Origin of the sequence: Actinomadura parmotrematis, from assembly GCF_019458805.1 — a bacterium.
Taxonomy (GTDB): Bacteria; Actinomycetota; Actinomycetes; order Streptosporangiales; family Streptosporangiaceae; genus Spirillospora; species Spirillospora parmotrematis.
In genome coordinates this window covers 133,235-152,926 of sequence record NZ_JAIBOA010000005.1, presented here as the reverse complement: position 1 = coordinate 152,926, position 19,692 = coordinate 133,235, and the positions used below count along the sequence as shown (strand labels likewise).

The 19,692-nt window shown below is 74.8% G+C and carries 20 protein-coding genes; 10 read left to right on the top strand and 10 right to left on the bottom strand.

The window, feature by feature from the left end; all coding sequences use genetic code 11:
• Positions 1-376: 376 nt before the first annotated feature.
• On the top strand, positions 377-1,852 hold the full coding sequence (locus K1Y72_RS09985; RefSeq protein WP_220165418.1) for an amidohydrolase family protein: 1,476 nt from the start codon (positions 377-379) through the stop codon (positions 1,850-1,852).
• Here the strand turns inward: K1Y72_RS09985 and K1Y72_RS09980 are convergent.
• Positions 1,827-2,669 carry an NAD(P)-dependent oxidoreductase gene (locus K1Y72_RS09980; RefSeq protein ID WP_220165417.1) on the bottom strand — a complete coding sequence of 281 codons (843 nt, stop codon included), beginning with the start codon at positions 2,667-2,669 and terminating at the stop codon, positions 1,827-1,829. The genes K1Y72_RS09985 and K1Y72_RS09980 overlap by 26 nt on opposite strands.
• A 98-nt stretch (positions 2,670-2,767) precedes the next feature.
• Here K1Y72_RS09980 and mftA point away from each other — a divergent pair, with 98 nt between their 5' ends.
• The 7 genes from mftA (at position 2,768) to mftF (ending at position 9,094) form a co-directional block, all read left to right on the top strand.
• Complete coding sequence (gene mftA / locus K1Y72_RS09975) at positions 2,768-2,893, top strand: mycofactocin precursor MftA (RefSeq protein WP_220165416.1); 126 nt, start codon at positions 2,768-2,770, stop codon at positions 2,891-2,893.
• Positions 2,894-2,903: 10 nt separating this feature from the next.
• Positions 2,904-3,215: a mycofactocin biosynthesis chaperone MftB gene (gene mftB, locus K1Y72_RS09970; RefSeq protein WP_220165414.1), complete on the top strand. Its 312-nt coding sequence runs from the start codon at positions 2,904-2,906 to the stop codon at positions 3,213-3,215.
• A gap of 500 nt (positions 3,216-3,715) precedes the next feature.
• Positions 3,716-4,945, top strand: coding sequence for a mycofactocin radical SAM maturase (gene mftC / locus K1Y72_RS09965; protein ID WP_220165412.1), 1,230 nt, complete (start codon positions 3,716-3,718; stop codon positions 4,943-4,945).
• Complete coding sequence (gene mftD, locus K1Y72_RS09960; RefSeq protein WP_220165410.1) at positions 4,938-6,119, top strand: pre-mycofactocin synthase MftD; 1,182 nt, start codon at positions 4,938-4,940, stop codon at positions 6,117-6,119. Before mftC ends, mftD begins: the two co-directional genes overlap by 8 nt.
• 19 nt (positions 6,120-6,138) lie before the next feature.
• Positions 6,139-6,810, top strand: a complete 672-nt coding sequence (gene mftE, locus K1Y72_RS09955) for a mycofactocin biosynthesis peptidyl-dipeptidase MftE (protein ID WP_220165408.1) — start codon at positions 6,139-6,141, stop codon at positions 6,808-6,810.
• On the top strand, positions 6,807-7,607 hold the full coding sequence (locus K1Y72_RS09950; protein WP_220165406.1) for a mycofactocin-coupled SDR family oxidoreductase: 801 nt from the start codon (positions 6,807-6,809) through the stop codon (positions 7,605-7,607). Before mftE ends, K1Y72_RS09950 begins: the two co-directional genes overlap by 4 nt.
• Positions 7,604-9,094 carry a mycofactocin biosynthesis glycosyltransferase MftF gene (gene mftF, locus K1Y72_RS09945; RefSeq protein ID WP_220165403.1) on the top strand — a complete coding sequence of 497 codons (1,491 nt, stop codon included), beginning with the start codon at positions 7,604-7,606 and terminating at the stop codon, positions 9,092-9,094. Before K1Y72_RS09950 ends, mftF begins: the two co-directional genes overlap by 4 nt.
• Here mftF and K1Y72_RS09940 read toward each other — a convergent pair.
• From K1Y72_RS09940 to K1Y72_RS09910, 7 genes are all read right to left on the bottom strand, one after another.
• Positions 9,054-9,584 (bottom strand): DoxX family protein, encoded by a 531-nt coding sequence (locus K1Y72_RS09940; RefSeq protein ID WP_220165402.1) that lies wholly within the window; start codon positions 9,582-9,584, stop codon positions 9,054-9,056. The two genes, mftF and K1Y72_RS09940, sit on opposite strands and share 41 nt — an antisense overlap.
• A 36-nt stretch (positions 9,585-9,620) precedes the next feature.
• On the bottom strand, positions 9,621-11,297 hold the full coding sequence (locus tag K1Y72_RS09935; protein ID WP_220165401.1) for a thiolase C-terminal domain-containing protein: 1,677 nt from the start codon (positions 11,295-11,297) through the stop codon (positions 9,621-9,623).
• Positions 11,294-12,670: a cytochrome P450 gene (locus tag K1Y72_RS37075; protein ID WP_220165400.1), complete on the bottom strand. Its 1,377-nt coding sequence runs from the start codon at positions 12,668-12,670 to the stop codon at positions 11,294-11,296. Before K1Y72_RS37075 ends, K1Y72_RS09935 begins: the two co-directional genes overlap by 4 nt.
• Positions 12,671-12,683: 13 nt before the next feature.
• Positions 12,684-12,875 (bottom strand): ferredoxin, encoded by a 192-nt coding sequence (locus K1Y72_RS09925; RefSeq protein WP_220165399.1) that lies wholly within the window; start codon positions 12,873-12,875, stop codon positions 12,684-12,686.
• A 23-nt stretch (positions 12,876-12,898) separates the two neighbouring features.
• Positions 12,899-13,759 (bottom strand): mycofactocin-coupled SDR family oxidoreductase, encoded by an 861-nt coding sequence (locus tag K1Y72_RS09920; protein WP_220165398.1) that lies wholly within the window; start codon positions 13,757-13,759, stop codon positions 12,899-12,901.
• 65 nt (positions 13,760-13,824) lie between these two features.
• Positions 13,825-14,529, bottom strand: a complete 705-nt coding sequence (locus tag K1Y72_RS09915) for an SDR family NAD(P)-dependent oxidoreductase (RefSeq protein WP_220165397.1) — start codon at positions 14,527-14,529, stop codon at positions 13,825-13,827.
• Entirely contained in the window at positions 14,526-15,332 is an 807-nt protein-coding gene (locus tag K1Y72_RS09910; RefSeq protein WP_220165396.1) for a TauD/TfdA dioxygenase family protein, read from the bottom strand. The genes K1Y72_RS09915 and K1Y72_RS09910 overlap by 4 nt, the downstream gene beginning before the upstream one ends.
• A 191-nt stretch (positions 15,333-15,523) precedes the next feature.
• Between K1Y72_RS09910 and K1Y72_RS09905 the strand changes: the two genes are divergently transcribed.
• Together K1Y72_RS09905 and K1Y72_RS09900 are read left to right on the top strand one after the other, a co-directional pair.
• Complete coding sequence (locus K1Y72_RS09905; RefSeq protein WP_220165395.1) at positions 15,524-17,017, top strand: aldehyde dehydrogenase family protein; 1,494 nt, start codon at positions 15,524-15,526, stop codon at positions 17,015-17,017.
• Positions 17,014-18,219 (top strand): CaiB/BaiF CoA transferase family protein, encoded by a 1,206-nt coding sequence (locus tag K1Y72_RS09900; RefSeq protein WP_220165393.1) that lies wholly within the window; start codon positions 17,014-17,016, stop codon positions 18,217-18,219. Before K1Y72_RS09905 ends, K1Y72_RS09900 begins: the two co-directional genes overlap by 4 nt.
• Here K1Y72_RS09900 and K1Y72_RS09895 read toward each other — a convergent pair.
• Together K1Y72_RS09895 and K1Y72_RS09890 are read right to left on the bottom strand one after the other, a co-directional pair.
• Positions 18,212-18,976: an alpha/beta hydrolase fold domain-containing protein gene (locus K1Y72_RS09895; RefSeq protein WP_220165391.1), complete on the bottom strand. Its 765-nt coding sequence runs from the start codon at positions 18,974-18,976 to the stop codon at positions 18,212-18,214. The two genes, K1Y72_RS09900 and K1Y72_RS09895, sit on opposite strands and share 8 nt — an antisense overlap.
• Positions 18,966-19,685, bottom strand: coding sequence for an enoyl-CoA hydratase/isomerase family protein (locus K1Y72_RS09890; RefSeq protein ID WP_220165388.1), 720 nt, complete (start codon positions 19,683-19,685; stop codon positions 18,966-18,968). The genes K1Y72_RS09895 and K1Y72_RS09890 overlap by 11 nt, the downstream gene beginning before the upstream one ends.
• Between the last annotated feature and the right edge of the window lie 7 nt (positions 19,686-19,692).

The following is a 19,692-nucleotide window of genomic DNA, read 5'->3' as shown; positions in this document are numbered from 1 at the left end:
CTTCCGCCCACCACCGAACCCAACCGAACACCCCAAGACAACGCACGTGCCCAGGACACCGTCGCCACGACCACCACTGCCCCACGCACCTCCGAACCCGGCCGAACGTCCCGAGACGACGCGCTTGCCCAGGACGCCGTCGCCACGACCGCCACTGCCCCGCGCAAGCCCGAATCTGGTCGGAGGACCCGACGCGACGCGCGTGCCCAGAACGCTGCCGCCAGGGTTGACCTTGTCCCGCACAGGGCCGAACCCGGTCGAACGTGCCGAGACGACGCGCGTGCCCGGGACGCCGTCGCCATGACCGACCTAGCCCCGAGCGACTCCGAACTCGGCCGGACGACCCGCGCGACGCACCTGCTCGGACGCTGCCGCCATGAGTGATCTTGTCCCACGCAGCGCCGAGCCCGGCCGGACGACCTGGCGCGATGTGCGTGCTCGGGACGCCGACGCCGTGAGCGGGCTGCTCCTGCGTGACGCCGAACTCGACGGCAGGGCCCGGTGCGACGTGCGGGTTCGCGGTGCGCGAATCGTCGAGGTCGGGCCCGCCCTGCGGCGCGCCGCAGGGGAGGAGGTGCTGGACTGCGAAGGGAACGCGCTGCTTCCCGGACTCTGCGATCACCATCTGCACCTGCACGCCCTCGCAGCCTGGCAGCGGTCCCTGAACTGCGGGCCGCCTGCGGTGAGCACACCGGACGCCCTCGCCGCCGCCCTGCGCGCCGCCGTTCCGGACGAGCACGGCTGGATTCGCGGTGTCGGTTATTTCGAGAGCGTCGCGGGCGACCTCGACGCCGCCCTGCTCGACGCGTTCCGCGCCGACCGGCCGGTTCGCGTCCAGCACCGCAGCGGTGCGCTCTGGACCCTGAACAGCGCCGCCGTGGCCGCTGCGGGTCTGGCCGGCGCCGACCATCCCGGCATCGAGCGCGACGGTGACGGCGCGCCGACCGGGCGGCTCTGGCGCGCCGACGGCTGGCTGCGCACTCGCCTCCCGCCGTCCCCGGCGCCCGACCTCGCCGCGGTGGGGCGGGAGCTCGCGCGGTACGGCGTCACCGCCGTCACCGACGCGACGCCGGACCTGTCCGCCGAGGCCCTCGCCTCGCTCACCGCAGCCGTCCGCGACCGCGCCATTCCCCAGCGCGCGCATCTGCTCGGCCTGCCCCTGGGGGAGAGGGCCGGACACCCGCGGATCACCGCGGGCCCCTACAAGATCGTGCTCGCCGACTCCGGAATGCCCGAGCTCGGCGAACTCGCCGACCGCATCGAAGAGGCGCACGCGCGGGGGCGCGCCGTCGCCGTCCACTGCGTCAGCCGCGAGGCCCTCGCCCTGCTGCTCGCCACCCTCGCCATCACCGGCATCCGCCCCGGCGACCGCGTCGAGCACGCCGCGCTCGTGCCGGACGAGCTGCGCGGCGACCTCGCACAGCGCGGCCTGCGGGTCGTCACCCAGCCCGGTTTCATCGCCGACCGCGGGGACGACTACCTGCGCGACGTGCCGCCCGCCGACCTGCCCGATCTGTACCGGCACGCCTCGCTCGTCCAGGCCGGGATCTCCGTCGGGCTGTCCAGCGACGCGCCTTACGGCCCGCTCGACCCCTGGGGCGTCATGCGCGCGGCCGTCGAACGCCGGACGGCGGCCGGTGAGCCCGTGTCTCCCAGCGAGGCGGTCGCGTCCAAGACCGCTCTCGCCGCTTACCTGAGTCCGCCCGGCGATCCGGGCGGGGCCGTCCGGCGCGTGCGTCCCGGGGGAGCCGCCGACCTCGTCGTCCTGCGCGTCCCGCTCGCCGCAGCCCTGGCCGGGCCGTCGGCCGATCACGTGCGCGCCACGCTCATCGGCGGCCGTCGGTACCGGTGACCGGCCGCGCGTCCATCAGGGCGAGGATGTCGGTGGCCGCGCCGACCACGCCTCCGGGGGCCTTCGCGGCCGGCCCGGCGAGCGAGGCGATGAGCCCCACGTCCTTGCGGAGCAGCGCCCCGGCGTGGGCGGCGATGCGGTCCAGGGTGCCGCCCGCCGCGCTCACCCGATCCAGCGCGAAGCTGGCACCGCTCCCGTGCGCGATGACCTCGGCGAGCCGCGCCGCGTCCACGCCGAGCTCGCGACCGAGCGCCACCGTTCCGGCCGCGGCGCCGAGATTGGCGGTGAACAGGACATTGTTGAGGAGCTTGGCGACCTGCCCGGCGCCGAGCGGCCCCAAGTGCACGATCGGATCGGCGTGCGCGGCGAGCACCGGACGGCAGCGCTCCAGCACGTCGGCGTCGCCGCCCACCATCACCAGCAGCCGCCCCTGCTCGGCCGCCGGACCGCCGCCGCTCACCGGCGCGTCCAGGACGGAGACGCCGCGCGCGGCCCCACGTTCCGCCAGCCTGCGCGGGGTGTCGGGGTGGACGGTGCTGTGCACGATGACCGTGCCGCCTTCGGCGAGCCCGTCCAGCACGCCGTCCGGACCGGACACGACCTCCTCGACACCGGCGTCGTCCACGACGCACACGCAGACGATGTCGCTCGCCGCTCCCAGCTCGGCCGGCGACGCGGCCACGGCCGCCGCGGTGCCGGCGAACGCCTCCAACGTGGCAGGGCGCCGCGCCCACAGCGTGGTGGGGTGCCCCGCCTCGACGATCCGCCGGGCCATGGGGCCGCCCTGGCTGCCGAGGCCGATGAAGCCGACGCGCATCACAGCTCCTCACGGGAGAACGGGACCAGAGCTTGAGAGTAGCATTCTCTTTATTGGCGAGTTAGAGTCTCATTCACCTTCGCAGAGCAGGAGCACGCATGGACAGCGCAGCCCGGGCGGCCGAGCCCGCCGCCCCCGCCGAGCAGCCCGCCCCGCCGGACGTCGTCGAGGAGGACCTGCTCGTGGAGGAGGTCTCCATCGACGGCATGTGCGGCGTCTACTAGGCGCCCGCCGATGCCGGTCCCGCCGCCCAGCACCGCCGCCGGTCCCGGCTTCGACCTGGACGCCGCCTGGCGGCTGCATCCCCAGGTCGCCGTCCGCCCCGAGCGTTTCGGCGCCCTGCTCTACCACTTCGGAACGCGCCGCCTGTCGTTCCTGAAGGACCCGGCGCTGCTCGCGGTGGTCCGCGAACTGGCGGGCCGCCCGGACGCCCGCGCCGCCTGCCGCGCCGCCGGCGTCCCGGACACCGCCCTGCCCCGCTACCGAGCGGCGCTCACGACCCTCGCCACCTCCCACATGATCGTCAAGCGCGAGGAGTCCCCATGACGACCACCCCCACCACCCCCGGTAACGCCCCCGCCGTCGCCGCCCTCACCGATATCGCCCCCAGCGGCATCGGGCCCGCCGGCGTCGCCCCTGCCGGCGTCGCCCCGACCGGCGTCGCCCCGACCGGCATCGCCCTCACGGGCGACGTTCCGGCGAAGACTGCCCCGGCGAGCGCAGCGTCCGCCGGCGTTGGGCCTGCCGGTACCGCCCCAGCCAGCGCAACTTCGGCAAGCACCGGGGCCGTCGGCTTCGCTGCAGGCAGTACCACTCCGGCGAGTGGCGAGCCCGTCAGCGCCGTCCCGGCCAGCGCAGCGTCTGCGCGCACGGGGCCCGCTGGGACCGCTGCGGTGAGCGCTGGAGCCGCCGATACCGCCCCGGTCGGCGCCGAACTTGTTGGTGCCGCCACGAGCATCGTTGAGCCGAGTACCGGGTTCGCCGGCACCGTGCCGGCGGGTGCGAGGCCGCCAAGCGCGGGGTCCACGGGCGCCGCCCCGGAGGGTATGGGGGCTGCTGGTGGTGCTTCGGCGGGGACGGGGCGTCTGGTCGATCACTTTCAGCTCGGGTTGGACGCTCCCATCTGCCTGACCTGGGAGCTCACCTACGCCTGCAACCTGGCGTGCGTGCACTGCCTGTCCAGCTCGGGCCGCCGCGACCCGCGGGAGCTGAGCACCGCCGAGTGCGCGGCGGTCATCGACGAGCTGGAGCGCATGCAGGTCTTCTACGTCAACATCGGCGGCGGCGAGCCGACCGTGCGCCCCGACTTCTGGGAACTCGTCGAGCACGCCACCGCCCACCGCGTCGGGGTGAAGTTCTCCACCAACGGCGTCAAGATCACGCCGGACGCGGCGCGGCGGCTCGCCGCGAGCGACTACGTGGACGTGCAGATCTCCCTGGACGGCGCGACCGCCGACGTCAACGACGCCGTGCGCGGCACCGGCTCCTACGCCACGGCCCTCCGCGCCATGGAACGGCTCTCCTCGGCAGGCGTCCGCGGCTTCAAGGTGTCGGTCGTCGCCACCCGCCAGAACGTCCCCCAGCTCGACGCCTTCAAGGCCCTCGCCGACCGGTACGGCGCGCAGCTCAGGCTGACGCGGCTGCGCCCGTCGGGGCGCGGCGCCGACGTCTGGCACGAGCTGCACCCGACCGCGGACCAGCAGCGCGACCTGTACCACTGGCTGACCCGCCACGGCGAGAACGTCCTCACCGGCGACTCGTTCTTCCACCTGTCGGCCTGCGGCGACCCGCTGCCCGGCCTGAACCTGTGCGGTGCGGGCCGCGTCGTCTGCCTCATCGACCCGGTCGGCGACGTCTACGCCTGCCCGTTCGCGATCCACGACGAGTTCCTGGCCGGCAACGTCCGCGACGAGGGCGGCTTCGCCGGCGTCTGGCGCACGTCCCCGCTGTTCCTGGACCTGCGCCGCCCGCAGACCGGCGGCGCCTGCACTAGCTGCTCGGCCTACGACACCTGCCGCGGCGGCTGCATGGCGGCCAAGTTCTTCACCGGCCTGCCCCTGGACGGCCCCGACCCTGAATGCGTCAAGGGACGGGGCGAGGCGGCGCTCGCCACCGCCGACCCAGCCGCGACGCCGCGGCCGAGCGGCGACCATTCGCACCGCGGCCCCGTCCGGGGCGCGCCGGTCATGCTCGGGATGCCGGCGACCCGCCCGGCGCCCTTCTGCGACGAGAGCCCGCTCGCGGGGATGCGCACCGAGGAGGTCCTGCATGGGTGACGGCGGATGGTTCGAGACGGTCGCCGAGGCCCAGCGGCGCGCCCGCAAGCGGCTGCCCGCGCCGGTGTACGGGGCGCTCCTCGCCGGCTCGGAGCGCGGCGTCACCTACCGCGGCAACACCGAGGCGTTCGCCGAGCTCGGCTTCGCGCCGCACGTCGCCGGCTCGGCCGCCGAGCGCGGCCTCGCCACGACCGTCCTCGGCGAGCCGATCTCGCTGCCCGTCGTCATCTCCCCGACCGGCGTGCAGGCCGTCCACCCCGACGGCGAGGTCGCCGTCGCCCGCGCCGCCGCCGCGCGCGGCACCGCGATCGGCGTCAGTTCGTTCTCCAGCAAGCCCGTCGAGGAGGTCGTCGCGGCCAACCCGCAGACGTTCTTCCAGATGTACTGGATGGGCGACAAGGACTTCATGCTCCGCCAGATGGAACGCGCCCGCGCCGCCGGCGCGCGCGGCCTCATCGTCACCCTGGACTGGTCGTTCTCCCACGGCCGCGACTGGGGCAGCCCCCGCATCCCCGAGTCGCTGGACTTCAAAGAGGCCGCGCGCCTCGCGCCCGCCGTGCTGGCGAGGCCGCGCTGGCTGCTCGACTGGGCGCGCCGCCGCACCCTGCCCGACCTCACCACCCCCAACCTGGCCGCGCCCGGCGAGACCGCGCCGACGTTCTTCGGCGCCTACGGGCAGTGGATGCAGACCGCGCCGCCGAGCTGGGACGACGTCGCCTGGATGCGCAAGGAATGGGGCGGCCCGTTCCTGCTGAAGGGCGTCATCCGCGTCGACGACGCCAAGCGCGCCGTGGATGCCGGCGCGTCCGCGATCTCGGTGTCCAACCACGGGGGCAACAACCTCGACGGGACGCCCGCGACGATCCGCGCGCTGCCCGCCGTCGCCGCGGCCGTCGGCGACCAGGTCGAGGTCCTGCTCGACGGGGGGATCCGCCGCGGCGGCGACGTCGTGAAGGCCCTCGCGCTGGGCGCGAGGGCCGTTCTCATCGGCCGCGCCTACCTGTGGGGACTCGCCGCCAACGGGCAGGCGGGCGTGGAGAACGTCCTGGACATCCTGCGCAACGGCATCGACTCGACGCTGCTCGGCCTCGGCCGCGCGTCGGTGCACGACCTCACCCCCGACGACGTCCTCGTCCCGCCCGGCTTCACCCGCACCCTCGGGGCCCCGGAATGAGGCGCGGCCGGGGGGAGCGGTGACGCGGCTCGCCCACCTCGCCTCCCCGGACACCGCCGCCGCCATCGAGAACGCGATTCTCGTCATCCCCGTCGGCGCCACCGAACAACACGGCCCGCACCTGCCCCTCAGCACCGACACCGACATCGCCGTCGCCCTCGCCGACGGCCTCGCCGCGCGCGTCCCCCGCGTCGTCGTCGCGCCGCCCGTCGCCTACGGCGCCAGCGACGAGCACCGCGGGTTCCCCGGCACGCTGTCCATCGGGCACGAGACCGCCGGGCTGCTCCTCATGCACCTGCTGCGCTCGGCCGCCGCGACGTTCCCCCGCGTCCTGCTGGTCAACGCGCACGGCGGCAACACGCGCGCCGTCACGAGCGCGGTGCGGCGCGTCCGCGACGAAGGCCACGACGTCGCCGCCTGGTCGCCGCGCTGGGGCGGCGACGCGCACGCCGGACGCACCGAGACCTCCGTCATGCTGGCCCTCGCCCCGCACCGCGTCCACCTGGACCGGGCCGCTGCGGGCAACACCGCGCCCCTCGCCGACCTCATGCCACGGCTCCGCACCGAGGGCCTGCGGCCCGTCACGCCCAACGGCGTCCTCGGCGACCCGGCGGGAGCCTGCGCCCGCGAGGGCGACCGCCTCCTCCGGCACGCCGTGGAAGACCTGGTCGCGCAGGCGGTGGACCGATGACGCGCGTCGCCGTGGTCACCGGCGCCGCCCGCGGCATCGGCGCCGCGACCACCCTCGCGCTCACCGCGCAGGGTTGGGCTGTCATGGCCGTGGACCTCGCCGCCGACGACCCCGCCCTCCCGTACCCGATGGCCTCCGAAGCCGACCTCACCGCCGTCGTCAAGGAGGCCGACCGCCTCGCCGGACGCCCCGGCATGGTCCAGGCAGTCGCCGCCGACGTGCGCGACGCCGACGCGCTGCGCGCATGCGTCGAGGAGGCCGAACGCCAGTGGGGCAGGCTCGACGCCGCGATCGCTGCCGCAGGGGTCATCGCGGGCGGGGCACCGCTCTGGGAGGTCCCTGCCGAACAGGAGCAGACCGTCCTGGACGTCGACCTCGGCGGCGTCCTCAATCTCGCCCGCGCCGCCGTTCCCGCCCTGCTGCGGGCACCGCTGCCGCGCGCCGGACGGTTCCTCGCCGTCGCGTCCGCCGCCGCGACCCGCGGCCTGCCCATGCTGGCCGCCTACTGCGCCGCCAAGGCCGGTGTCACCGGCCTGATACGGGCGCTGGCCGTCGAACTCGGTGCCTCGGGAGTGACCGCCAACGCCGTCAGCCCCGGTTCGACCGAAACCTCGATCCTCGCCGAGAGCGCACGCCTCTACGGCCTGCCCACCGCCACCGCCTTCGCCGCGCAACAACCTCTGGGACGCCTGCTGGACCCGGCCGAGGTCGCCGCCGTCCTCGCCTTCCTGGCGAGCCCGGCGTCCGGCGGCATGACCGGGGCCGTCGTACCGGTGGACGCGGGACTGTCCCTGTGACGACCATCCCTGTGACGCGCCGCCCGCCGCCGCTGCCCGACGGTTTCGCGATCACCCTGGACGACGGCGCCCGGCAGCTCACCGACGAACTGCTGTTCGGCGGGTCGCCCGCCCGCGTCCTCCGCCTCACCGCCGCCGGCCGCGCCGCCTGGTGCGAGCTGGAGACCGGCCCCGTCGCCTCGCCCGCCGCCGGCGCCCTCGCCCGCCGCCTCACCGACGCCGGACTGGCGCACCCCGTGCCGCCCCCCGGCCCCGATCGCCGCACCGACCTCACCGTCGTCATCCCCGTCCGCGACCGGCCCGTCCTGCTCGACCGCTGCCTCACCGCCCTCGGCGGCCGCCACCTCGTCATCGTCGTCGACGACGGCTCCCGCGATCCCGACGCCGTCGCCCGCGCCGTCCACCGGCACGGAGCGACGCTCATCCGGCGGCCCGTCAACGGCGGCCCCGGCGCCGCCCGCGACACCGCCCTGGAAGCGGTGACCAGCGACCTCGTCGCGTTCATCGACAGCGACTGCGTCCCCCCGCCCGGCTGGGCCGACCGCCTCGCCGCCCACTTCGCCGACCCCGCCGTCGCCGCCGTCGCCCCCTGCATCACCGCCCGCGCCGACGGCACCGGAGCAGGCCGCTTCGCACGAGCCAACGAGAGCCTCGGCCTCGGCGGGCAACCCGGCCGCGTCGTACCGAGAACGCGAATCTCCTATGTACCGACCGCCGCACTCGTCGCGCGGGCCGCCGCTCTCACCGCCGTCGCCCGCGACGGCGCGGTGTTCGACGCCGCGATGCGCGTCGGCGAGGACGTCGACCTGGTGTGGCGCCTGCACGAGCAGGGCTGGCGCATCCGTTACGACCCCGCCGTGCGGGTCGGCCATCACGAACCCCCCACCTGGCGCGGGTTGCTGGAACGGCGCTTCCGCTACGGCACGTCCGTGGCGCCGCTCGCGCAGCGCCATCCCGGCGCGGTCCCGCCGCTCGTCCTGCACCCCTGGCCCGCCGTGACGGTCGCCGCGCTGCTGGCCGGACGGCCCTTCGCGGCGGCGGCCGCCTTCGGCGCCTCCAACCTCGTCATGCTCCGGACGCTGCGGCAGGCGGGCGTCCCCACCGAGGGCACGCCCCGCGCGATGCTGGACGCCGTCCGCCAGACGTGGCTGGGGACGGGCCGCTACGCCACCCAGTTCGCCGCCCCCGCCCTCGCCGCACTGATCGTCGCGGGCGGCCGCCGGCGGCGCCTCGCCGCCGCGTCCCTGCTGCTCGGCCCGGCCTTCAACACGTGGCGGGAGCGCCGTCCCGACCTCGGTCCCGCCCGGTACGCGCTCGGGTCGATCGCCGACGACGTCGCCTACGGCGCAGGCGTCTGGACCGGCTGCTGGAAGGCCCGCACCCTCGCACCCGTGCGCCCGCTCGTCGCCTGGCGCCCGCTGCGCATCGACAGGCCCCAGACCGCGGTCACCCCGGAACGCCGGCGCTCTCGCTCTCCTTCTCGGTGACCCGCGGCCGCCAGAACGCCGCGAGCAGGCCCGCCGTCGCGACCACCGCGACGCCGGCCGCGACCGCGCCGCCCGCCCAGCCGTCCACCACGATGCCGGCGGCGTCGTCCACCGACAGCCCGCCCGGCCCGAGCATCGCCACCGCGACGCACACCACGGAGAGGACGAGGACGTACTCGTAGCCCTCCTTGAACACGAAGAACCCGTTCGGCCGGTGCGCGAGCAGCCCCGCCACCAGCATCACCGACACGATCGCCGCGCACGCCAGCGGCGTCAGCAGCCCGACCGAGAGCAGCAGGCCGGCGCCGATCTCGGTGACGACGCTCGTCCACGCCTGCAGCGTCCCGTGCCGCAGCCCGAGGCCCTCGAACCAGCCCGCGGTGCCCGCGATGCGGCCGCCGCCCCGCCAGTGGTTGTAGCCGTGCGCGGCCATCGTCACGCCCACGACCACCCGGACCAGCAGCAGCGCCACGTCCCCGGCGTCCGCCATGTCGTCCTCCTTCGTCCCGCCGCGAGCGCGGCCCGTTCAAGTGTCCGTGCGGAGCAGGATGGCGCCGCTCGGCGTGAGCCCGCCACTGCTGACGACCGCGACGCGCGCGCCCGGCACCTGCCGGTCCCCGGCCTCGCCGCGCAGCTGGACGACGGCCTCGTGCACCAGGCCCATGCCGTGCGTGCGGCCGTGCGAGAGCTGGCCGCCGTGGGTGTTGAGCGGCAGGACCCCGTCGCGGGCGATGTTCTTGCCGCCGTCCAGGAAGTCCTTGGCCTCGCCGATGCCGCAGAACCCGAGCGCCTCGATCCACGACAGGCAGTTGAGGGTGAAGCCGTCGTACAGCTCGGCCACGTCGACGTCGTCGGGGCGCAGCGACGTCCGCGTCCACAGGTGGGCGGCCTGGCCGAGGACCTGCGGCTCGTGCGTGGAGGTGCTCTGGTCCCATTCGAGCCGCTCGACGATCTGGGTGCCGACCGCCTCGACGAGGACGGGCGGCCGGTCCAGGTCGCGGGCGGCCTCGCGGGAGGACACCACGACCGCGACGGCGCCGTCGCAGGGCACGTCGCAGTCGTACAGCCCGAACGGGGCGGTGATGGGCCGGGCCGTCAGGTAGTCGTCCATCGTGAGCGGATCGCGGTAGACGGCGGCGGGGTTGAGAGCGGCGTTCGCACGCTGGTTGAGGGCGATCCACCCGAGCGTCTCGCGCGTGGTGCCGTAGCGGTGGAAGTGCCGCTGCGCGTTCTGGGCGAGGGAGTGGGCCGCCGACGTCGCCCCGAACGGCATCGTCCAGCTCTGCCCGGCGCCGACGCGGGCCGGCGGCGACGCGGCGATCTTCCCTTCGCGGGCGAGCGCGTTGTAGGTGGCCTCCCACACCGTGCGGAAGCAGAGGACGTGCCGGGCCAGGCCGCCCGCGACCGCCAGCATCGCCGCGATCAGCGAGCCGCCCGGCCCGAAGGTCTCGGCCCCGCCGTTGTGCCAGGTCGGCCGGAGCCCGAGGGCGGCCTCCAGCGCCGTCACGCCGCCCTCGCCGAACCCGCCGAACGGGCCGGCGCCCGGGTAGGTGGCGAGGCCGTCGATGTCGTCCATGGTCAGGCCGGCGTCGGCGACGGCCGCCGCGCACGCCTCCACGGTGAGTGCGAGGGGCGGCCGCATGAGGCGGCGGCCGATCTCGGACGCGCCGGCGCCGGTGAGGGCGACCCTGTCCTCGAACTTGTCCGCCGTGGCCATGGGCCGGACGTGCCGCGCCACGTCCTCGGGCTCGGGACCGTCGGGCGGCAGCGGGCGCGGTTCCCCGCCCGGGACCGGGCGGAACAACGGCAGCCAGACGTCCTCGTGCCGCTCGAAGACGACCTCGACCGGCATGCCGAGTTCGAGGTCGCCGGGGTCGCAGCCGACGACGTTGGTGGTGAGCCGGACCCGCGGGTCCTCGTCGATCGCGACCCGCGCCACCACATAAGGAGCAGGCAGGCCGGGCAGCGCGAAGCGCTCGTTGAGGGTGAAGGACACGAGCGTCCCGCGGCCCGACACCTCCCGCACCCCGAGCCGGCCGCCGCGGCAGTGGCGGCAGACCGGCTGGGGCGGATGGATCAGCGCCGCGCAGGCGGCGCACTCCTGGAAGCGGAGCCGCCCGTCCTCGCCCGCCGTCCAGAAGAACGCGTTCTCGGCGGTCAGTTCGGGCAGCGGGCGGCCCGCGCCGCCGTCGGCGGAACTCACTCGGCGAGCTTCGCGCGGGACCGGTGGACGGTGACGGGCTCGGCGAGCCGCTGCTCGTCGCAGACCCGCTGCAGGGCGTCCAGGGTCTCGTCGAGGCCCGCGCCGATCCGCTCGCCGGGGGTGAAGACGGCCGGCAGGTGCTGCATGCCGTTGATGACGCCGATCGTCTCGTAGTGCACCGCGCCGGCAGGGTCGCAGCGGAAGTCCGGCATCCGGTCCAGCACCTGGACGATCATCCGCTTGAAGACGGTGCGCGCCACGTTGGAGCCGATGCAGCGGTGGATGCCGAGGCCGAAGCTGTTGTGCCGGTTGCCGCTGCGGGCGATGTCGACGCTGTTGGGGTCGGGGAACGCCTTCGGGTCGCGGTTGGCCATCGCCCACGACAGCCAGAGCCGGTCGCCCTCCTTGAACCGCGTCCCGGCGATCTCGCAGTCGGCCGAGATGGTCCGGCCGTCGCCGACGGCGGGAGTGTAGAAGCGCAGGAACTCCTCGGTCGCCGAGTTCAGCAGCGTGTCGCGCTCGCGGCTGAGGCGGTCGCGCTCGCCGGGGTGCTCCGACAGCCACTCCAGGGCGTGCGCGGTGAGCGCCGTCGTGGTGTCGAACCCGCCGCCGATGAGCAGCGACAGGACGCCGATGAGGTCCTCGTCGGTGGGGCTCGCGCCGTTGATCTCGGCGTGCACGAGCGCGTCGACGAGGCCGGGCCGCGGGTTCGCCTTGATCTCCAGCAGCTGCCCGAACAGGTCGCGGACCATCGCGCCGTGCAGTTCGGCGACGCGCGGCATGTCCGGCGAGTGCGGCGGCGTGTAGATCGCGGCGTGCGCGGGCTCGTTGTAGATGGTCCACTTCTTCAGCGGGATGCCCATCATCGCCAGCGTGAACGCGGCCGGGACGATGTTGGCGAGGTCGTCGACGAAGTCGATCGTGCCGCTCTCGATGCGCTCGTCCAGGCAGGCGCGGACCAGCTCGTCGATGACCGGGATCCAGCGGGCGATGGCGGCGGGCGACAGGTAGGGGTTCAGCGCCTGCCGGTAGTGCCGCTGCTCGGGCGGGTCCATCTCCAGGAACCCGCCGCGGCCCGCGCGGGTCGGCGGCGGGATGGAGATGCCCTGGTAGCCGCGCCGCTCGCCCTTGACGTCGTGGTCGTTGGACAGGTACTCGGCGGACCGGGCGAGGTCGAACACCTCCTGGTTGCCGGCCGCGACCCAGTGGCCGCCGTAGGTGTCGCTCCAGGCGACCGGGCAGCGGGCGTGCATCTCGCCGGCGATCTCCTCGAACCGGCCGCGGTACTCGGGGGTGTGCCGCTCGAACGGGTAGCGGACCTTCTTCCGGTCCTCGTCGGTGGGCTCGGCGCCGGTGGGATCGGCAGTGCTCACGGAAGGGGTCCTCTCAGGACGTGGAGATCGCGCGCTCGGGACACGAGCGGACGGCTTCGGCGACCTTGCGCTCCTGGTCCGCCGGGACGTTCGGGTCGACCGGCGTGGCGTGCCCGTCGACGTCGTCGAGCTCGAAGACGTCGGGGGCGATCATGGCGCAGAGGGTGTGGCCCTGGCAGCGCCCGGCGTCGACGTTGACCTTCATGTCGGTTCTCCTGTCGGGGGTGCTCACAGGTGGAAGTCGTGCCACTTGAGGTAGCCGCCGCCGTCCACGCGCATCTGCATGCCGGTCACGTAGCGCGACTCCTCCGAGGCCAGGAACAGCACCATGTCGCTGATGTCCTTCGGCTCCACGAAGGGGATCGGCATGGCCTGCTGGACGTGGAACGCGGGCTCGGCGTCCGCGCGCGTCGGGTGGTCGAGGTCGGGGCGGAACGACCGGTACATCGGCTCGCTCTGCAGCATCGGGGTGTTGCAGTTCGTCGGGTGCACGACGTTGGCGCGGATGCCGAGCGGCGCGAGGTTGCGGGCCAGCTCGTGCATGTAGGCGGCGAGGGTGCGCTTGGCGAAGGCGTAGCCGGCGCCGCCGGGGTCGGCGCCGGGCGTCTGCACCATGCCCTGCACCATGAGCGCGGCGGTGGAGCCGGTCGCGATGACCGAGGCGCCCTCGGTGAGGTGCGGCAGCGCCGCCTGCACCGCGTTGATCGTCCCGACCAGGTTGATGTCGATGACGTCCGACCACGCCTGCAGCGGCGGCTTGCCCTTCAGCGGCGCGATGCCGGCCTGCGCGACGACGACGTCGAGGTGGCCGAGCTCGGAGACGCCGCGCTCCAGCGCGGCGCGCAGCGCCTCGGGGTCGCGGACGTCGGCGACGGCCGTCACCGCGCGGCGGCCCGCCTTCTCCACCAGGCTCGCGGTCTCCTTGAGGTCGTCGGGGGCGGCGAGCGCGTACCCGACCGTCTCGAAGTCCCGGCAGAGGTCGACGGCGATGATGTCGGCGCCCTCCTCGGCGAGGCGCACCGCGTGGCTGCGCCCCTGGCCGCGGGCCGCGCCGGTGATGAACGCGACCTTTCCTTCCACTCGTCCCATCGTTTCGGTCCTTTCGGGTCGTGCTCTGCCGGGGTGGGGTGCGGGGACGGGGCGCGGGCGCGCGGTCAGGTGTTGCGCCCGCCGTTGACGCCGAGGATCTGGCCGGTGATGTAGCCGGCCTCCTCCGAGACGAGGAAGGCGCAGGCGGCGGCGATGTCCTCGGGACGGCCGACGCGGCGCACCGGCGTCCGCCCGATGTGCTCCTCGACGCCGCCGCCGAGCAGCCCGCGCGCCTCGGCCTTGCGCAGCATCGGGGTGTCGATGAAGCCGGGCGGCACCGCGTTGACGGTGACGCCGGCGGGGCCGAACTCCAGCGCGAGCGCCTTCGTCAACCCGTTGACGGCCGACTTGGCCGCCACGTAGTGCGCCATGTACTGCTGGCCGGACTGGGCGCTGGAGGAGGAGATGTTGACGATGCGACCCCAGCCCGCGTCGAGCATGTCGGGCAGGGCCGCCTGGACGCAGTGGAAGACGCCGTTGAGGTTGACGTCGAGGACCCGCTGCCAGGACGCGAAGGACAGGTCGGTGAAGCGCTTGAACCCGTCCAGCCCGGCGGCGTTCACCAGGATGTGGACCGGACCGAGCCGCTCGCGGACCGCGGCGAGCGCGGCGTCCACCTGGGCGCGGTCGGTGACGTCGGCCTTCTCGGCGGACGGGTCGCCCTCGGGCGCAAGGTCGAGCGCCGCGACGCGGTGGCCGTCGGCGCGCAGCCGCTCGGCGATGGCGCGGCCGATACCGGACGCCCCGCCCGTGACGACGGCCGTCCTCACCTGAACGCCTCGTCGCCCCGCATCGTCGTGCGTTGCAGGGAGCGCTCGGAGGAGGGGTCGTAGGGCAGCGCCCGGTGCAGCATGCCGGTGTTGTCCCAGATGACCAGGTCGCCGACCTGCCACTCGTGGGTGTAGCGGAACCGCTCCTGGCCGCACCACTCGACCAGCTCGTCGAGCAGGGCGCGGCTCTCGGCCGGGTCCATGCCGACGATGTGGTCGGCGGTGGCGCCGATGACGAACGAGCGGCGGCCGTCGCGGCGGCGCCAGACCAGCGAGGTCTCCTGGCCGGGGAACTGCTCCCACTGCGCGAGCTGCTCGGGGGAGGGGTCGGGGTACACCAGCCGCTGCGAGGCCCCCAGGCTGTGCACGACGCGCAGCTCGTCGTAGCGCTTGCGATCCTGCTCGGGCAGGTTGTCGTAGGCGGCGTACAGGCTGGCGAACTGCGTCCCGCCGCCGGTCATCGCCACGTGCCGGGCCGTCAGCATCGTGGCCTTCACCGGCACCGGGTCGGTGGTGCCGTCGATGTGCCAGTGGAACGTCCCCTTGAGGTACTCGGCGGCCGGGTTCTTCGAGGGGTCCAGGGTGACCGTGAAGATCTCGTTGCCGCCGAGGGCCACCACCTCGCCGAGCCGCCGGCTGAACGCCAGCTGCGCCGCGTCGTCCAGGTGCAGGCCGCGGATGAGCAGGACGCCGCGCCATTTCAGCGCCTCGGTGAGCCGTGCGATCACCGTCGGGTCGAGCAGGTCCTCGACGCCGGTGACCTCCACGCCCAGGGACGGGCTGAGCGCCTTCGTCTCGATCACGAGAATCTCCCTTCCGGATACGAGAACCTTACTCTCGGCAGGCTGGAAAGCGGAAGGGGCCGATGCCGGACGCCCGCGGCGGCCGCGGGGACGTCCGGACGTCCGGGACGTGCGCCCTTGACATCCCGAACGAGTATGAGAACGTCATACTCCAGATTTGAGAATCGGGATATCGTCGTGAAGGAGGCGGGATGCCATCCGATGACAGCGGGGCGCGCCCGGCGGGATCGGTGGTCGGCGGGGAGGCCACCCGGCGCATGCTCATCGACGGGCGCCTCACCGGGAGCGGGTGGACGTTCCCCTCGATCGACCCCGCGACGGGTGAGACGGTCGGGTACGCGCCCGACGCGACGGCGGACGACGCGGCGGCCGCGGTCGCCGCCGCCCGCCGGGCCTTCGACACCACCGGCTGGGCCACCGACGTGGAGCTGCGGGTGGACTGCCTGGACCGGCTGCACCGCGCCCTCGTGGACCGCCGCGAGGAGCTGCGCGACCTCACGATCGCCGAGGTCGGGGCGCCGCGCTCGCTGACCCACGGCCCGCAGCTCGACCAGCCCATCGAGATCGTCCGCTACTACGCCGACCTGCTGAAGAAGCACCCGCGCACCGAGGAGCTCGGCGAGATCGAGCTGCAGGGGCGGCGGCACCGCCGCTGGGTGGAGCGCGAGGCCGCCGGCGTGGTCGCCGCGATCACCGCGTACAACTACCCGAACCAGCTCGCCCTCGCCAAGCTCGCGCCCGCGCTCGCCGCCGGCTGCACCGTCGTGCTGAAGGGCGCCCCCGACACCCCGCTCATCACGCTCGCGCTCGGCGAGCTGATCGCCGAGGACACCGGCATCCCGCCCGGCGTCGTCAACGTCCTGTCGTCCCAGGGCGCGGAGGTGGGGGAGGCGCTGACGACGCACCCGGACGTGGACGTCGTCAGCTTCACCGGCTCCACCGCGACCGGCCGCGCCATCATGAAGGCCGCGAGCGGCACGCTGAAGCGGGTGTTCCTGGAGCTCGGCGGCAAGTCCGCGATGATCCTGCTGGACGACGCCGACTACGACGCCACCAGTATGTTCGCCGCGTTCATGATCTGCTCGCACGCCGGGCAGGGCTGCGCGATCACCACCCGGCTGCTCGTGCCGGCCCGCGACCACGACGCCGTCGTGCGGCGGGTCGCGGCGATGCTCGGCCGCGTCCCCTACGGCGACCCGGCCGACCCCAAGACCTTCATGGGCCCCCTCATCAGCGAGCGCCAGCGCGACAAGGTCGACGGCATGGTGCGCCGCGCCGTCGAGGCGGGCGCCACCCTCGTCACCGGCGGCGAGCGCGTGGACCCCGGCTTCTTCTACAAGCCGACCCTGCTGACCGGCGTCGACCCCGACAGCGAGATCGCGCAGGAGGAGGTGTTCGGCCCCGTCCTCGTCGTCATCCCCTACGAGGACGACGACGACGCGGTGCGCATCGCCAACCGGTCGCCCTACGGACTGTCGGGCGCGGTGCACAGCGCCGACCGGGACCGCGCCATCGCCGTCGCCCGCCGGATCCGCACCGGCACCCTCAGCATCAACGGCGGCAACTACTTCGCCCCGGACGCGCCGTTCGGCGGCTACAAGCAGTCCGGCATCGGCCGGGAGATGGGCGTCGCGGGCCTGGAGGAGTTCCAGGAGCGCAAGACCTTCGCCGAGGCCCTCGGATGAGGCCGCTGGAGGGCGTCCGCGTCCTGGAGGTGGCGATGTACGGGTTCGTCCCGTCGGGGGGCGCCGTGCTCGCCGACTGGGGCGCCGACGTCGTCAAGATCGAGCACGCCGTCACCGGCGACCCGCAGCGCGGGCTGCGGCGGACCGGCGCGTTCCACGTCGAGGGCGACCCGAACCCCAACATCGAGCACGCCAACCGCGGCAAGCGCAGCCTCGGCCTGGACATGTCCAAGTCCGCGAGCCGGGAGGTGCTGGAGGGGCTGATCCGCCGCGCCGACGTCTTCCTCACCAGCTTCCTGCCCGCCGCCCGCCGCCGCTTCGGCATCGACGTCGACGACGTGCGCGCGATCAACCCCGGCATCGTCTACGCCCGCGGCAGCGCGCTCGGCCCGCGCGGCGCCGAGGCCGAGCGCGGCGGCTACGACGCGACCGCGTTCTGGGCGCGCGCGGCGACCGCCGCGAGCCTCACCCCGCCCGGCGTCGAAGGCATGATCAGCCCGCCGGTGCCCGCCTACGGCGACACCATCTCGGGCACCAACCTGGCCGGCGGCATCGCCGCCGCCCTGTTCCGGCGCGAGCGCACCGGCGAGACCTCGGTGGTGGACGTGTCGCTGCTCGGCAGCGGCCTCTGGGCGATGGGCCACGGCATCGCGCTGTCGCTGCTGCTCGGCGAGCCCTGGGTGCCGGCGCCGCCCGGCGCGCACGCCTCGCCCGTCAACCCGCTGACCGGCCTGTACCGCACCGCCGACGACCGCTACATCAGCTTCGTGATGCTCCAGCCCGCCAAGTTCTGGGCCGACGTGTGCCGCCACGTCGACCGCCCCGAGCTCGCCGACGACCCGCGCTTCGCCACCGGCGAGGACCTGGCCGCCAACACCGCCGAGGCCGTCGCGATCCTGCGCGAGGTCATCGGCGCGCGCCCGCTCGCCGAGTGGGCCGAGCGGTTCGCGACGCTCGCCGGTCCATGGGCGCCGGTGCAGGACGCGGTGCAGGCGGGCCAGGACGCCCAGGTCCGCGCCAACGACTACATCGTGCGGGCGGGCCGGCTGGAGCTGGTGGCGAGCCCGGTGCAGTTCAACGTCGCCGCGCCCGACCTCGGCCCGGCGCCGGAGTTCGCGGCCCAGACCGAGGAGATCCTCATGGAACTCGGGCTGGACTGGGAGCGCATCATCGCGCTCAAGGAGGCCGGGGCCGTCACCTGACCCCGGACACCCGGCCCCCGCCGCCGGCCCCCGGCGGCGGGGACCGGTGCCCGTCCACCGCCCCCGCGCCGACGAACGCGGCGATGTCGGCCGCGGCCCGGCGCCGCAGGGCCGGGCCGCTGCGGTGCACCCGCAGATCCACCGAGACGCCCGAGTGGGCGGCGCGGACGGCGAACGCCAGCGCGTCGTCGAGAAGCGGATCGGTGCCGGCGGTGAGCAACAACAGCGGTGGCAGGCCGTGCAGGTTGGCGTGCAGCGGACTGAGCAGCGGATCGTGCGGGTCGGTTCCCCCGGCGTAGCGCGCGGCGTGGCGCCGCAGCTCGGCCGGGTCGAACTCCGGATCGGCGGCGGCATTCAGGCGCAGGCTCGTCGCCTGCAGAGTGAGGTCGAGCAGCGCCGAGACCAGGACGGCGGCGCGCGGCTGCGCGGCCCCCGAGTCGCGCAGCCCGACCATCAGCGCCGCCGCGAGCCCCGCCCCGGCCCGCTCGCCCGCGACCGTCACCGGGCCCGCCGGGCGGCAGTGCTCGTAGGCGGCGCGGACGTCGTCGAGCGCGTCGGGGAACGTCGGCCGGTAGCGCGCGCACAGCACCCGGGCGCCCGTCCGCACGGCGAGGTGCCCGGCCAGGTCGAGCGCGGCGTACGGGTCGTGCGCCAGGTAGCGGTCGCCCTGCAGGTAGAGCACGGTGCCGCGGGCGGGACCGGCCGCCTGGACGGCCGGTCCCGCCGGGGTCTCCTCGACCGTCAGCTCAGTGGCCACGTCGCGCCGTCCTCTCCACAGCCCGCCAGTGCTCGTCGGCGACCCAGAGCCGCGCGAACGCGCGTGCCGCCTCCTCGGCGGGCACGGACCCCGCGGTGATCCGCTTGATCTCCCGCGCGGGCGCCGTCGCGAGCGCCGCGGCGAGCGACCGCCAGCCCGCCTCGAAGGACGCGCGGGGCAGCACCCGGTCGACCAGGCCGGCGCGCTCGGCGGCGGCGGCGTCCAGCACCTGCCCGGTCCCGGCGAGCAGCAGCGCGCGGCCCGGCCCGACGAGCGCGGCGAGCCGCTCGGCGCCGCCCCACGCCGGCATGATCGCAAGGGTCGACTGGGTGAAGCCGATCGTGATGTCGGCGGCGGCGACCCGGATGTCGGCGGCGACCGCGACCTCGGCGCCGCCGCCGAGCGCGTGCCCGTTCAGCGCGGCGATCACCGGCGCGGGAAAGGCCGCGATGCGGTCGCAGACGCCGCGCATGCGCAGCGCCATCGCCGTCGCCTGCTCCACGGTGCGGAGCGCCGCGAGCTCCTTCAGGTCGCCGCCGGAGACGAACGCCCGGTCGCCCGCGCCGCGCACCACGAGCGCGCGGGCGCCGGCGGCGGCGTCCAGCGCCTTGTCCAGCTCGTCCATGGTGGAGAGCGCGATGGCGTTGCGGGCGTGCGGGCGGTCGATGGTGACGACCGCGACCCCCTCGTCCAGTTCCAGGTCCACCACGGGCCGG

Excerpts from the sequence above, each read along its gene's own strand:
- K1Y72_RS09985 (WP_220165418.1), top strand. The coding sequence starts at position 377 with ATGAGTGATCTTGTCCCACGCAGCGCCGAGCCCGGCCGGACGACCTGG.
- K1Y72_RS09980 (WP_220165417.1), bottom strand. The coding sequence starts at position 2,669 with ATGCGCGTCGGCTTCATCGGCCTCGGCAGCCAGGGCGGCCCCATGGCC.
- mftA (WP_220165416.1), top strand. The coding sequence starts at position 2,768 with ATGGACAGCGCAGCCCGGGCGGCCGAGCCCGCCGCCCCCGCCGAGCAG.
- mftB (WP_220165414.1), top strand. The coding sequence starts at position 2,904 with ATGCCGGTCCCGCCGCCCAGCACCGCCGCCGGTCCCGGCTTCGACCTG.
- mftC (WP_220165412.1), top strand. The coding sequence starts at position 3,716 with ATGGGGGCTGCTGGTGGTGCTTCGGCGGGGACGGGGCGTCTGGTCGAT.
- mftD (WP_220165410.1), top strand. The coding sequence starts at position 4,938 with ATGGGTGACGGCGGATGGTTCGAGACGGTCGCCGAGGCCCAGCGGCGC.
- K1Y72_RS09950 (WP_220165406.1), top strand. The coding sequence starts at position 6,807 with ATGACGCGCGTCGCCGTGGTCACCGGCGCCGCCCGCGGCATCGGCGCC.
- K1Y72_RS09940 (WP_220165402.1), bottom strand. The coding sequence starts at position 9,584 with ATGGCGGACGCCGGGGACGTGGCGCTGCTGCTGGTCCGGGTGGTCGTG.
- K1Y72_RS09925 (WP_220165399.1), bottom strand. The coding sequence starts at position 12,875 with ATGAAGGTCAACGTCGACGCCGGGCGCTGCCAGGGCCACACCCTCTGC.
- K1Y72_RS09920 (WP_220165398.1), bottom strand. The coding sequence starts at position 13,759 with ATGGGACGAGTGGAAGGAAAGGTCGCGTTCATCACCGGCGCGGCCCGC.
- K1Y72_RS09905 (WP_220165395.1), top strand. The coding sequence starts at position 15,524 with ATGCCATCCGATGACAGCGGGGCGCGCCCGGCGGGATCGGTGGTCGGC.
- K1Y72_RS09900 (WP_220165393.1), top strand. The coding sequence starts at position 17,014 with ATGAGGCCGCTGGAGGGCGTCCGCGTCCTGGAGGTGGCGATGTACGGG.